This is a genomic window from Pseudomonas sp. GW821-FHT07G10 (assembly GCF_059418545.1).
This window is the reverse complement of the sequence record NZ_JBWKQB010000002.1, coordinates 533,009-544,747: the sequence shown is the minus strand read 5'-3', so window position 1 is coordinate 544,747 and position 11,739 is coordinate 533,009. Positions and strand designations below refer to the sequence as shown.

Sequence of the window (11,739 nt, the reverse complement as noted above, 5' to 3'; positions counted from 1 at the left end):
GCAGCGAGTTTTGCTTGTTCTGCGTACTTACCCATGACACCCCCAAAGGTTGTGTCCAACGTTTGGGGGTCAGTTCAGAGCGTGGGAATGATCTGCGCTGGGGTTATTGCACCGGATCACTCACCGGTTTGGCGATGATTGCCTTCAGCTCGCTGGTCATCGGGAATTCCAGGTTCAGACCCTTGGGCGGGATCGGCTGTTGCTGTTGATTCGGCTGATGGTCATACGATTTTCCTTCGAATGGATAAGGTGTCAGGCGGCATGGGGCGTGAGGCCCTGCATATCGATCGAGGTGCTGCGCTGGCCTATCAACTCGCTGAGCAGACGAGCACTGCCACAGGCCAGGGTGAAGCCCAGGGCACCGTGCCCCAGATTGAGCCAGAGATTGCGATAGGCACTGGCGCCGATCAGCGGCACGCCGCTGGGTGTGGCCGGACGCATGCCGGCCCATTCGGTGGCAGCGTCATAGTCCCCGGCATTCGGGAAAGTCCCGCAGGCCTGGCGTTTCATCAACGCCAGACGTTTTGGCTCAAGGGCCGGATCGAAACCGACGATGTCGACCATCGCCGCCACCCGCAATTGCTGACCGATGCGCGCGTAAACAATCTTGCGGTCGTAATCGGTGATGCTGACGTCCGGCGCCCGATGCTGCGGGCCGATCGGTACGGTGAGGCTGTATCCCTTGAGGGGATAAAGCGGCACATGCATACCGGGCAGCGCCAGGGCCGGGCTGCGATGACCGGCGGCGATCACCAGTTGCTCGACCGGCAGGACTTGATGACCTAGCTCGATGGCCTGCACCGCGCCGTGCGCATGACGAATGCCCGTCACCGAACGGCCCAGCAGAAACTCGCAGCGACCTGAAGCTTTCAATCTCGCGGCCAGTTGCTGGCAGAAGGCGTGACAGTCGCCGACCTCTTCGTCCGGGGTGTAAATCGCGCCGACAAAGGGTGCTCCGCTCAACACCGGCTCGAGTTGTGCGCAGTCGGCCTGGGACAGTATTTGCTGGTGAAGGGTATCGGTCAGTTTGTGCCTGGCATGGGCAAAACTGCCCGGCTCGCGGAAAGTCACCAGCTTGCCATTGCGCCGCCAGTTGAAACCGTCGAGGCGATCTTCGTCACGCCAGGTTTGCAGCGTCGACTGGCTCAACAACGCCAGACGCAACAGATGACCGGCGTTCTTGCGGTTCACTGAAGTACGGCATGCCCCCAGGAACGCTACCATCCAGCGCCACTGCGCCAGGTCCAGACGCGGGCGCAGCTTCAACGGCGAATCACCGCGCAACATCCAGCCGATCGCCTGCAAGGGCACACCGGCATCCGCCAGCGGAGCGACATAGCGATAAGAGAGCTGGCCGCCATTGGCGAAACTGGTTTCGCTGCCCAGTGAGTCCCGCGCCTCGACCACAGTGACATCAAAGCCATCGCGAACCAGCGCGTAGGCGGTTGCCAACCCGATCACGCCACCACCGATGATGCAAACCCGCTGAGTCATGTCAGTCCTTAGCCTGTTATTGAAACAAGCTTGAGGTTAGGACCAGGTGACAGGCGCGGAACAATGAATAAAGATGTCGCAACCATAAACAAAGGTTATGGGCTTGCCATGCGATTGCGCCATATCGAGATCTTCCAGGCCATCCGCCAGACCGGTTCGGTCAGCGGCGCGGCGCAACTGCTGCACGTCTCGCAGCCTGCGGTAACCAAAGTGCTGCAGCATGCCGAGCTGCAATTGGGCTTCCCGTTATTCCTGCGAGTACGCGGCAAATTGCAAGCCACGCCCGAGGCGCTGGAGCTGGAGCGCGAGGTCGATAAGGTCACCGAAAGCCTGCAAGGCGTGCGTCGCCTGGCCCAGAGCCTGCGGCGCGAACCGGGCCACAGCCTGCGCATCGGCGCCACACCGGCGCTGGCCCTCTCACTCTTGCCGCCGGCCATCAGCGAGTGGACCCGGCGTTACCCGGACATCGTCTGCGAGCTGTCCAGTGCCCACAGCCGCGAACTGGTGCAGAACCTGTTGATGCGAGAGATTGATGTCGCCCTCACCCTCCAGCGACCGGACCATCCCGGACTGACTGCCCAGACACTGGCTCACGGTGTGCTGGTGGTGTTGGCGCCACTGGACTATTGGCCCGACGACGCCAAAGGCAAGCCGTTACCGCTGATGGAGTTGGCCGATGCGCCATTGATTGGTCTGTCCAGCGCCGATCCGTTATCGGCAAAACTCGACAGTTACCTCAAAGCCGTCGAGCCGCCACCGCGGGTCAGCATTGCCGTGCAGACCTATTCATTGGCCAGGGCCATGGTCGAATCAGGCGCCGGGTTGGCGGTGATCGACCCGTTCACCGCCCTTGGCGCCTCGCCGGCCACCACCGCCATCCGCCCGCTGGCGCCGGCGCTGCCGATCACTCTGTACGCCGTGACCCGCGCCGATGAAGCGCCTGCGCATACCCTGAGCAACCTGCTGGAGATTTTCAGCAGCCGCGCTCAGGAGCAGCTGGATCGGTTGATGGATCGGGGTTGAGCTTTTGCTTCACAACACATAAAAAAGAATCGCCACAAAGTGCAGCAAACTGCCGGCGATCACAAACAAGTGCCAGATTCCATGGGCATGCCGCAGACGGCTGTCGAGGGCGAAGAAGATGATACCCACGGTGTAAAACACCCCGCCCGATGCCAGCCAGGCGAAACCGGCAGTGCCCAGTGCCGCCAGCAGTGGCTTGACCGCCACCAGCACGATCCAGCCCATCACGGCGTAGATCACAATCGAGAGTATCCGCGCCTCGGAGCGCGGCTTGATCTCTTGCAGGATGCCGATGATCGCCAACCCCCAGACAATCCCGAACAACGTCCAGCCCCACGGGCCGCGCAAGGTGACCAGACAGAACGGCGTATAACTCCCGGCGATCAGCAGGTAGATCGAAAAGTGATCAACCTTTTGCATGATCGCTTTCTTGCGCCCTTTCACGCTGTGATACACCGTCGAGGCGCTGTATAGCACCAGCAAGGTGAAGCCATAAATCGCCACGCTGACAATCTTCCAGGGACTGCCGTCCAGGCTGGCAATTACCAGTAACCAGACCACCCCGATACACGCCGCGACCGCCCCCACCAGATGCGTCCATGCGTTGAGCTTTTCCCCGTGATACATGCCTCACTCACCTCGTCTACCGACACAACATCACCTAAGGCTTAGTCTTGCAGACTAAAAGTGCAATGTTTCTAAACGTCGCACATTGAAAAATGCTTCAGCCAAATGCTGATCAGTTGGGCACAATCAGGTCATTCGAATAAGAGTCTGCGCCATGCTGATCGATGAAGAGTTGACCCTGAAAAAGCTTGAGGTGTTCCTGGCCTTCATGCGCACCGGCAATCTGGCGCGGGCGGCGGTTGAGTTGCAGACCAGCAACGTCAGCGTGCACCGGGCGATTCACTCGTTGGAGAGCGCCCTGCGTTGCCCGTTGTTCAAACATGAAGGACGCAACCTGACGCCACTGGAAAGCGCTTATGTACTGGAAGAGCGCGCGCAGAAGCTGATCCAGGACGTGGTCGAATGCGTGCGCCTGACCCGCGAAGCCGCCGGGTTCTCTGCTGAGCGCTTCAAGCTTGGCTCGCTGTATTCGCTGACGGTAAAGACCGTGCCGCAACTGATCATGGGCCTGAAAATCCGCCGCAGCGAGCTGAATATCGACCTGATTCTTGGCTCCAACATCGACCTGTTGTACAAGCTGAAAAACATGGAAGTCGACGCGATTCTGGTGTCTCTCGACGAGAGTGTGAACGACCCGGACTGCGAACAGATCCCATTGTTCTCCGACGATATTTTCCTCGCCACACCAGCCGACTCACCGTTCGCGCAACAAGCGGAAGTCGACCTGAACGATGTGCGCGACGCGACGTTCATCACCCTGACCCAAGGCTTCGCCACCCATCAGGACGGCATTCGGGTGTTCAAGCAGGCAGGCTTCGAGCCGAAGGTGGCGATGCAGGTCAACGACATCTTCACCCTGCTGAGCATGGTCAGCTCCGGGGTCGGTTATGCGTTGCTGCCGGGGAGGATTGCGGCGGTGTATGAGAATCGGGTGAAGCTGATCCCGTTACAGGCACGTTATCGCCTGCAACAGCATATCGGCGTGGTGTTTCTCAAGGCCAAGGAGCGTGATCCGAATTTGTTGGCGCTGCTGGCGGAGTGTCGAATGTATGCCAATCGACATGCCTGATACACCGCCTAATGATCGTTCCCACGCTCCGCGTGGGAATGTCTGAATGGACGCTCGGCGTCCGCTCTTGTGACGCAGAGCGTCACGGGCTGCATTCCCACGCGGAGCGTGGGAACGATCTGAAAAACGATCTGATGCAGAGTTCGGGCTTACCCCACTATCCCCCGCACAATGAAATACAGCAGCGAAGGCCCAAGCAGGCAACCCAGCCCGGTGTGGAAAGTCGCCGTCAGTGCACCATAGGGCACCAGCCGCCGATCTGTCGCCGCCAGCCCCGCCGTCACACCGCTGACCGTCCCGGCCAAACCACCGAAGACCATCGCCGAGCGCGGGTTGTCGAGCCCCATCCAGCGTGCGGCCAACGGCGTGCCGACCATCACCATGATCGCCTTGATCAACCCGGTAGCAATGGACAACGCCACCACATCGGAGCTCGCACCAATCGCCGCACCGGTAACCGGGCCGACGATGTAAGTCACCGCGCCAGCACCAATGGTGGTCATGCTGATCGCATCGCGATAGCCGAACACCCAGGCAATACTCGCGCCGACGATAAACGGCAGCACCGTGCCCAACAACAACGCGATCGCCCCGACCAGTCCGGCCTTGCGCGCTTCGCTGGCTTGTACTTCGAAGGCCGTCGCGACAATCGCAAAGTCCCGCAGCATGGCACCGCCCATCAGACCGATACCGGAAAACAGGGCCATGTCCGCCAGGCCTTTCTGTCCACCAGTAATGGTGCCGCCGACCCAGGCCAGCACCAGCCCGATGACGATGGCAATCGCCGAGCCGTGAATCCGACCGAAGGTCAATCGCTTGGACAGCACCACGGAGATCCACATGATCACGCCGACGAAAGCGAACGCTGTGACCAGACCGTTATGTTCCAGACCTTGTTCAATGAGATTCCACATATCAGCGGCCCCCAACGGTAGCGACAGGCGACACGCTATCGACCGGTTCGTCCGGCAGTGGCTCGCCTTTATGAGTCCGGCTGATCAGGGCGATGGTGCAACCGCATACCACCACCGAACCGATCGCCGCCAGCACCGCCACCGGGCCGCCGTGCAGGGCGGTGACCACGTTCTGTTGCGCGGCCATGGCCACCACCACCGGAATGTACATGGCGCCCCAGAAGCCGACGCCCATCTCGCAATCCTTGGTCATGCCACCGTGCCTTTGCATCCACAAGCGCGCACAGATCAGCAGGATCATGGCGATGCCCACACCGCCGACATTTGATTTCACCCCCAGCAGCACACCGAGCATGTCACCCAGGATCACCCCTGCCAGCGTACAAATCGCCAACAGCGCCACACCGTAAATAATCATTGTTGTTGTCCTCAAAGTGCATCGTCGAAGTTGTTGTTTTTGTCCTTCGAAAGCGTGACCTGTATCTATGGTTGGCGGCTTCCCTCCTCACGCAACAGTGCTTGCAAGGTGTCCAGACGCGCACCATCAAAAGCGATGGCCGTGCCTTGCTCGAACACCCGGCGCGCCAGCCCGGTGAGCACCGCACCCGGCGGCAGTTCAATCTGCAAGCGCACACCGCGCTCGTAAGCGCTTTGCACCGTGCCCCGCCAGTCGACAACCCGGCACATGTTGAAGGCCAAGTCATCGCGCAGCTGCTCGACCGTACGAATCGGCCGGGCGCGACTGCCGCTCAGATAGCCCAGCGCTGGAACCTGCAACGGCACCCGGGCAAAGGCTTGCGCCAGAACCTGCGCCGGTTGCTCCAGCAACGGGCAATGGGACGGCACGCTAACCGCCAGCCGCTTGGCCAACCCGGTGCCGCAACCACGAGCCAATTCAGCGACTGCGTTCATTGCCGCGTCGCTGCCGGCGATCACCACCTGGTTATCGGCATTGATGTTGGCCAGGTAGACCGGTGTTTGCACACCGTGCACCTGCGCCAACAACCCTTCCACCGTCGCCAGATCCAGACCGATAATCGCGGTCATGCCATAGCCCTGTGGATAAGCCTGCTGCATCAACTCACCGCGCAGGCTGACCAACCGCAGCGCATCGCTGAAGGCCAGTGCACCCGCCACCACTGCCGCCGGATAGGCGCCAATCGACAAGCCAGCCACATAGTCCGGCGCCGGTGCTTGCTGCAATAGCACACTTGAACCCGCAACCCCGGCGATCAGCAGGCAGAGCTGAACCGCACGGGTCGACGTCAGCGCCTGGGCTGAGTCCAACAGCAGAACGTCCTCGCCCAGCACCTGGCTCGCCTCTTTCAAGCACGCTTGAACCACTGCACCTTGAGGCAAGCGATGGAGCATGCCCGGCTGCTGCGCGCCCTGGCCCGGGAACACAAACAGGCTGCTCACGCTGCCTGCTCCAGTGCATTCCACGGATCCATCACCAACCGTGCACCGCTGGCGCTTTTGAGCAACACCCGCCGCGCCGAGCCAGCCCATTCGCGCAAGGCGACGGCGCCGTTGGAGGTTTGCAATTGCATGTCTACCGGGCAAACGGCGGCGTCCAACAGCTTTAACAATTCCAGCGCCTGAGCACGACCCAACGGCTGCGGGGTGCGCAAAATCAGGTCGAGATCGCTGTGCTGATGCAACGCTGCAACACCACTGGCCAATTCAAACCCGGCACTGCCGCTGACACCCCAGCTCACCCCCCCTGCGTCCAACAGTGGACGCACTTGAGCCAACGCCTGCAGCGCCGGCCAATCCCGATCCGTCTCGACATGACACAGCTCTTCGGGCCGCACCCGCCGCTCAATCGCCGCGACCGCCATCAGTGTGGCGTAACGCTGCTCACGCAAACGCCCGCGCACACCGACGGCGACCTGGCCGGCGGCGGCCAACGCACGCCGCACCACCACTGGCTGACCTTCGTCCATGGCATCCATCACCCAGGCCGGAGCATCGGCGGGCAAGTAGTCTGGAGTCAGCCCCCAGAGCAGGTCATGGGCAAGTATCTCGGTCATATCGCTCACCACTGCTCGCGCAACAGCTGGCGAACCTTGCTCGACGCGGCTCGATTGCTGGCACCCAAGCGGCTGCCCAGATCATGACCAGTCGCTTGAACATCGCGAATCGCCTGAACCAGGCAACCATTCACCCGCACCAGATCACTCGCCGTCGGCTGCTCGATCTGGCTGACTTCAAGGGTCTCCCACAGCAAGCCAAGACTGGCGAAGCTATCGATGTCATACGCCATCGGCGGTACGCTGGCGGCCAGGGCTTCGAGCTCTTCGACGCTACGCAAAGTCACTCGCGCCGCCGAGGCCTTGCCCATGGCATGCACCATCACGCCGGGATCGCGCAGGGCGATGAGTCGGTTGGCTTGATAACCATGCGCCAGAAAAGCCCCGGACATTGCCTTGCCCACCAACAGACCAATCACCGCATGCCCGGCCAGTCGTGCCCGGGCATAACTGTCCACCGCGCCAGCCAATGCCTGATGAATGCCCAGCGCCTCTTCGCGCCGGCCATACGCCTGGCTCGGTACATCGACAATGGCGATCAAGGCACGTTTGTGCGGTTTGTTGCGATCAGCCTCGATGATGTCATCCACCGCTTTGGCCAACCCCCAGCCTTCCAGCAAACCGACCTCACCGTTGCGGGCACGCACGAAGCGGTTATCCGGGTCCGCCACTACGGCGAGAAAGCGCACCGGTTGCTCGCCCAGCAGGCCGTCGGCGACTTTCAATGACGCGGGCAATCCGCTTACCGGCTCAGCGTCGGCACTCAAGGCCTGGAACCACTGCAAGCCTCTCAGGGAATACGTACTCATGAGCGCTCTCCTTGATACAGATCGCGAACCGTCGCCGGATCGATTTGCGGCTCGGCATCCAGACGGGCCAAGCGTTGCAGGAACAAATCGGCCTGACGGCTGCGCTGTTCCGCCGGCAAACCCTGTTGCAGCAATTCACTGACCTGCTGCTGAATCTGCAGCACATCGTCGGCCACATAACGGTCCACCAAACCGCTGGCGAAACGCTGTTCGCCACCGGTCAGGCTCCAGATAAACGGCCGGTCGCGGGAGTCGTACTCGTCGAGCCCGGCTTCCTGCTCGATCACCTGCGGACCGTTGAGGCCAAGCCGTGCTTCCTGGGTCACCAGCAAATAGCTGCACAACCCGGCGGCAATCGACATGCCGCCAAAGCAGCCGACACTGCCGGCCACCACACCGATGACCGGCTGGTACTGACGCAAGTCGACAATCGCCGCGTGAATATCGGCAATCGCTGCCAGGCCGAGATTGGCTTCCTGCAGACGCACGCCGCCGGTTTCCAGTAACAGCACAGCGCGGGTGGGGATGCCTTTGCGGTTGTCCTCCGCCGCCAGTTCCAGCGCACCGGCAATCTTCGCCCCGCCGACTTCGCCAAGGCTGCCGCCTTGAAAAACACCTTCGATGGCGGCTATCACCACGGGCAAACCGCCCATACTGCCTTTGGCAATCACCACGCCGTCATCGGCTTGCGGCACCACGCCCTGGCGGGCAAGCCACGGCGACATCAGGCGCTGAAACGGATCGAGCAATTCACGAAAGCTGCCTACATCGAGCAAGGCTTTCGCCCGCTGCCGGGCACCGAGTTCGACGAAGCTACGTCTCTCAAGGTATGGGTTCAACAACGTTGCGCGGTCAGTCATGGCCGATCTCCTCGAAACCTTGCTCCAGACGCAAACGCACAACACCTGGGGTGGCGCCAAAATCATGGATATCGATCAACAGCGCCGGTGGCGTCGATTCGTCGAACATCCGCTCGAACAGATGCTGCCAGCGTTGCGCACTGCCGTTGACCGAGGTCTGCACCTGGATCGTCAGCTTGCCGGCCTGACCCGGTTCCAGCAGCACTTCCAGATCACCGGAACCGACACAGCCCACCAGCGCCCTGCCCCTGGCTGGCTGCCCGGCGGGGAATTCAAAGGATAAGGTTTCCATCAAAATGCTCCCTGGATGAAGCCGTCGCCGGACTCGATACGATCGATAAACAGGCAAGCCGCGAGCAAATCCGCAGCCCCACCGGGCGAGGCGTTCAATGCCAATAATTGTTGATCCAGCTCGTGCAGGCGACGACGTCCGGCAAGGCTTGCGCTGCCACCCGCGTCGAGCACCGCTTGCGCGCCGTTCTGCATGGTTTGCAGACCTGTTTCGCCAGCGCGATAGAGCACACAGGTGTCAGCCAGCGTGGTCATGATCGCCAGCAAGGCATCGAGCCGGGCGTTCTGCTCACTGTGGCCATCGGCACGGCTGCGCTTGAGTTGCGGCAGAGCCCGTTGCACCACGGCAGGGAAACCAAGTTGCGCTTCTTCACGGGCTCCGCGAGCGCCATAACGTTGGGCGACTTGCGCACCGTGACTCTGTGGACGCGGGGCATAACGGTCGTCGAGCAAGGCCATCCGCGCTGCACGCAAGGTCACAGCGCTCGCGGCACTCGATTTGGGTTCCAGCGCGACAGCCGCGACCAAAAGACCCAATGCCCAGATCGCCCCACGATGGGTGTTCACACCGTTGGTGGTGGCGAGCATCGCTTGCTCACCTTCACGACCAATACGCCCGAGCGCTTCACGCAGCGGCAGGCCGACTTCACCAAACTCAAGCGCTGCTTCGGCCATTTCCTTGAATGCCGGCCACAACGACAACGCCGAAGCGTGCATCAGCCCCAAGTGCAAATCGCTGTGGGCGCCATTGCCACGACAGTCCACCAGCGCCGGTTTCGGCGACAGGTCGGCTTCATCGATCAAAGCGTCTACCGCCAGGTCCGCCAGCCGTTCGGCCAGCGATAGGGTTTTGGGTTGCAGGTTGAATGCGTGCATTACCAGCTCCTGAACTTGGCGGGCGGGTTGTACAAGCCACCCGACCACTCCACCAGATCGGCGACGCTTTTCGCCGCGAGCAATTGGCGGGTAGCGTCGGCACGGCGAATACCGAGGTCTTCCGGCAGCGCGATCAAACCTTCGCGGCGCATGCGGGCAGTGTCTTTCGGGTTATGCCGCAGGCCGATTACCGTCACTCCGGCTACCGCGGCGATCATCGCCTGGCGCTCTTCCAGGGAGCGGGCCTTGTACAGGTAGGCGATGCCTTCCTCGGTAAGCAAGTGAGTGACGTCGTCGCCGTAAATCATGATCGGCGCCAGCGGCATGCCGCTTTTCTTCGCCACCTCGACTGCATCCAGAGTCTCGACAAAGGTCGGTTTTCCGCCTTCCTGAAAGGTCTCGACCATCTGCACCACAAGTTTTTTACCACGTTCAAGCAAGGCTTCCGGTGCATCGCCACGACGCATGTCCAGCCAGGCCGGTGTGCCGTGGCGGCGACCGCGAGGGTCGTGGCCCATGTTCGGCGCCCCGCCGAAACCGGCCAGCCGCCCACGGGTAACGGTCGAAGAATGACCGTCACCATCGACCTGCAAGGTCGCGCCGATAAACAGGTCCACCGCGTATTGTCCGGCCAGTTGGCTGAACATCCGGTTCGATCGCAATGAACCGTCGCGCCCGGTGAAGAACACGTCCGGCCGGGCGGCGATGTAGTTTTCCATCCCCAGCTCCGTGCCGAAACAATGCACGCTCTCGACCCAGCCACTTTCAATGGCCGGAATCAATGTGGGATGGGGGTTGAGGGTCCAGTTGCGGCAGATCTTGCCTTTGAGGCCGAGGGACTCACCGTAGGTCGGCAGGATCAGCTCGATGGCCGCCGTGTTGAAGCCAATGCCATGGTTGAGGGACTGAACGTTATGTTTCTCGTAGATCCCGCGGATCGCCATCATCGCCATCAACACGTGTACCGGTTTGATGTGCCGCGGGTCACGGGTGAACAGCGGTTCGATGTAGAACGGCTTGTCAGCGACCACAACGAAATCGACCCACGAGGCGGGAATATCCACTCGCGGCAACTCGCTGACGTCATCCACCAACTGGTTGACCTGGACGATCACAATGCCGTCGCTGAAAGCGGCCGGTTCGATCAGTGCCGGGGTATCTTCGGTGCTCGGCCCGGTGTAGATGTTGCCCGCGCGGTCGGCCATAAAACCGGCCGAAAGCACCACGTTGGGAATCAGGTCCACTACCAGCCGTGCGTAAAGTTCGATGTACGTGTGAATCGCGCCGATTTCCAGCAGCCCGTCTTCCAGCAACTGGCTGATACGCAGGCTTTGGGTGCCGGCAAAGGAGAAGTCCAGCTTGCGGGCGATGCCGCGCTCGAACAGGTCCAGATGCTCGGCGCGACCGACGCTGGGCATGATCATGTGCAGATCGTGCAACTTCAAAGGATCGGCTTTGGCCAGGGAACGGGAAAGGAAATCCGCCTGCTTCTGGTTGTTGCCTTCAAGCACCACCCGGTCACCGGGCAGAATCAACGCCTCCAGCGCCGCGACAATCTTGTCGGTCGGCAACACCACACCATCGGCGAGACCCCGCACCTGTTCGAGGCGACGCTGCTTCTCGCTGCGTCGCCGCGTCCAGCGCGAGTCGGGGGATATTATTGTTGTCATGCTCACTCCACGGGTTCGCTGTCGTGGAGCTACCTTAGGAGCGAATGATGGGGAGCATCAATCAAGCACAGAG

The 11,739-nt window shown here is 61.4% G+C and carries 13 protein-coding genes and 1 pseudogene; 2 read left to right on the top strand and 12 right to left on the bottom strand.

The window, feature by feature from the left end; genetic code table 11:
• Nucleotides 1–103: 103 nt before the first annotated feature.
• Nucleotides 104–202: pseudogene (locus AC07O1_RS05880) on the bottom strand (transporter substrate-binding domain-containing protein); the annotation flags it as partial.
• Between the two features lie 50 nt (nucleotides 203–252).
• Nucleotides 253–1,494 (bottom strand): D-amino acid dehydrogenase, encoded by a 1,242-nt coding sequence (locus AC07O1_RS05875; protein ID WP_495088183.1) that lies wholly within the window; start codon nucleotides 1,492–1,494, stop codon nucleotides 253–255.
• Nucleotides 1,495–1,602: 108 nt separating this feature from the next.
• Between AC07O1_RS05875 and AC07O1_RS05870 the strand changes: the two genes are divergently transcribed.
• Nucleotides 1,603–2,517 (top strand): LysR family transcriptional regulator, encoded by a 915-nt coding sequence (locus AC07O1_RS05870; protein WP_495088194.1) that lies wholly within the window; start codon nucleotides 1,603–1,605, stop codon nucleotides 2,515–2,517.
• 9 nt (nucleotides 2,518–2,526) lie between these two features.
• Here AC07O1_RS05870 and trhA read toward each other — a convergent pair whose 3' ends face one another.
• Nucleotides 2,527–3,144, bottom strand: coding sequence for a PAQR family membrane homeostasis protein TrhA (gene trhA / locus AC07O1_RS05865; protein ID WP_495022734.1), 618 nt, complete (start codon nucleotides 3,142–3,144; stop codon nucleotides 2,527–2,529).
• A gap of 154 nt (nucleotides 3,145–3,298) precedes the next feature.
• On the opposite strand from trhA, the gene AC07O1_RS05860 reads away from it, so the two are divergent.
• Complete coding sequence (locus AC07O1_RS05860; RefSeq protein WP_494990683.1) at nucleotides 3,299–4,213, top strand: LysR family transcriptional regulator; 915 nt, start codon at nucleotides 3,299–3,301, stop codon at nucleotides 4,211–4,213.
• Nucleotides 4,214–4,362: 149 nt separating this feature from the next.
• On the opposite strand, the gene madM is transcribed toward AC07O1_RS05860, so the two are convergent.
• The 9 genes from madM to mdcA form a co-directional block, all read right to left on the bottom strand.
• Nucleotides 4,363–5,127 carry a malonate transporter subunit MadM gene (gene madM / locus AC07O1_RS05855; RefSeq protein ID WP_494990684.1) on the bottom strand — a complete coding sequence of 255 codons (765 nt, stop codon included), beginning with the start codon at nucleotides 5,125–5,127 and terminating at the stop codon, nucleotides 4,363–4,365.
• A 1-nt stretch (nucleotide 5,128) separates the two neighbouring features.
• Complete coding sequence (gene madL / locus AC07O1_RS05850; RefSeq protein WP_494990685.1) at nucleotides 5,129–5,545, bottom strand: malonate transporter subunit MadL; 417 nt, start codon at nucleotides 5,543–5,545, stop codon at nucleotides 5,129–5,131.
• Between the two features lie 65 nt (nucleotides 5,546–5,610).
• The gene (gene mdcH / locus AC07O1_RS05845) at nucleotides 5,611–6,546 is read right to left on the bottom strand and encodes a malonate decarboxylase subunit epsilon (RefSeq protein ID WP_495088182.1); all 936 of its coding nucleotides are present in this window, start codon (nucleotides 6,544–6,546) and stop codon (nucleotides 5,611–5,613) included.
• Nucleotides 6,543–7,160, bottom strand: a complete 618-nt coding sequence (locus tag AC07O1_RS05840) for a malonate decarboxylase holo-ACP synthase (protein WP_495088181.1) — start codon at nucleotides 7,158–7,160, stop codon at nucleotides 6,543–6,545. Before AC07O1_RS05840 ends, mdcH begins: the two co-directional genes overlap by 4 nt.
• Before the next feature lie 5 nt (nucleotides 7,161–7,165).
• Nucleotides 7,166–7,969 (bottom strand): biotin-independent malonate decarboxylase subunit gamma, encoded by an 804-nt coding sequence (gene mdcE, locus AC07O1_RS05835; RefSeq protein WP_495088180.1) that lies wholly within the window; start codon nucleotides 7,967–7,969, stop codon nucleotides 7,166–7,168.
• Nucleotides 7,966–8,829, bottom strand: a complete 864-nt coding sequence (locus AC07O1_RS05830) for a biotin-independent malonate decarboxylase subunit beta (protein ID WP_495088179.1) — start codon at nucleotides 8,827–8,829, stop codon at nucleotides 7,966–7,968. The genes mdcE and AC07O1_RS05830 overlap by 4 nt, the downstream gene beginning before the upstream one ends.
• A complete protein-coding gene (locus tag AC07O1_RS05825) occupies nucleotides 8,822–9,121 on the bottom strand; it encodes a malonate decarboxylase subunit delta (RefSeq protein WP_494990690.1) in 300 nt (99 codons plus the stop codon). The genes AC07O1_RS05830 and AC07O1_RS05825 overlap by 8 nt, the downstream gene beginning before the upstream one ends.
• Entirely contained in the window at nucleotides 9,121–9,996 is an 876-nt protein-coding gene (locus AC07O1_RS05820) for a triphosphoribosyl-dephospho-CoA synthase (RefSeq protein ID WP_495088178.1), read from the bottom strand. The genes AC07O1_RS05825 and AC07O1_RS05820 overlap by 1 nt, the downstream gene beginning before the upstream one ends.
• Nucleotides 9,996–11,666, bottom strand: coding sequence for a malonate decarboxylase subunit alpha (mdcA, locus tag AC07O1_RS05815; RefSeq protein WP_495088177.1), 1,671 nt, complete (start codon nucleotides 11,664–11,666; stop codon nucleotides 9,996–9,998). The genes AC07O1_RS05820 and mdcA overlap by 1 nt, the downstream gene beginning before the upstream one ends.
• Between the last annotated feature and the right edge of the window lie 73 nt (nucleotides 11,667–11,739).

What these genes read in the sequence shown, in the direction of transcription:
- AC07O1_RS05875 (WP_495088183.1), bottom strand. Translation starts at nt 1,494, where the DNA reads ATGACTCAGCGGGTTTGCATCATCGGTGGTGGCGTGATCGGGTTGGCA.
- AC07O1_RS05870 (WP_495088194.1), top strand. Translation starts at nt 1,603, where the DNA reads ATGCGATTGCGCCATATCGAGATCTTCCAGGCCATCCGCCAGACCGGT.
- trhA (WP_495022734.1), bottom strand. Translation starts at nt 3,144, where the DNA reads ATGTATCACGGGGAAAAGCTCAACGCATGGACGCATCTGGTGGGGGCG.
- AC07O1_RS05860 (WP_494990683.1), top strand. Translation starts at nt 3,299, where the DNA reads ATGCTGATCGATGAAGAGTTGACCCTGAAAAAGCTTGAGGTGTTCCTG.
- madM (WP_494990684.1), bottom strand. Translation starts at nt 5,127, where the DNA reads ATGTGGAATCTCATTGAACAAGGTCTGGAACATAACGGTCTGGTCACA.
- madL (WP_494990685.1), bottom strand. Translation starts at nt 5,545, where the DNA reads ATGATTATTTACGGTGTGGCGCTGTTGGCGATTTGTACGCTGGCAGGG.
- AC07O1_RS05840 (WP_495088181.1), bottom strand. Translation starts at nt 7,160, where the DNA reads ATGACCGAGATACTTGCCCATGACCTGCTCTGGGGGCTGACTCCAGAC.
- mdcE (WP_495088180.1), bottom strand. Translation starts at nt 7,969, where the DNA reads ATGAGTACGTATTCCCTGAGAGGCTTGCAGTGGTTCCAGGCCTTGAGT.
- AC07O1_RS05830 (WP_495088179.1), bottom strand. Translation starts at nt 8,829, where the DNA reads ATGACTGACCGCGCAACGTTGTTGAACCCATACCTTGAGAGACGTAGC.
- AC07O1_RS05825 (WP_494990690.1), bottom strand. Translation starts at nt 9,121, where the DNA reads ATGGAAACCTTATCCTTTGAATTCCCCGCCGGGCAGCCAGCCAGGGGC.
- AC07O1_RS05820 (WP_495088178.1), bottom strand. Translation starts at nt 9,996, where the DNA reads ATGCACGCATTCAACCTGCAACCCAAAACCCTATCGCTGGCCGAACGG.
- mdcA (WP_495088177.1), bottom strand. Translation starts at nt 11,666, where the DNA reads ATGACAACAATAATATCCCCCGACTCGCGCTGGACGCGGCGACGCAGC.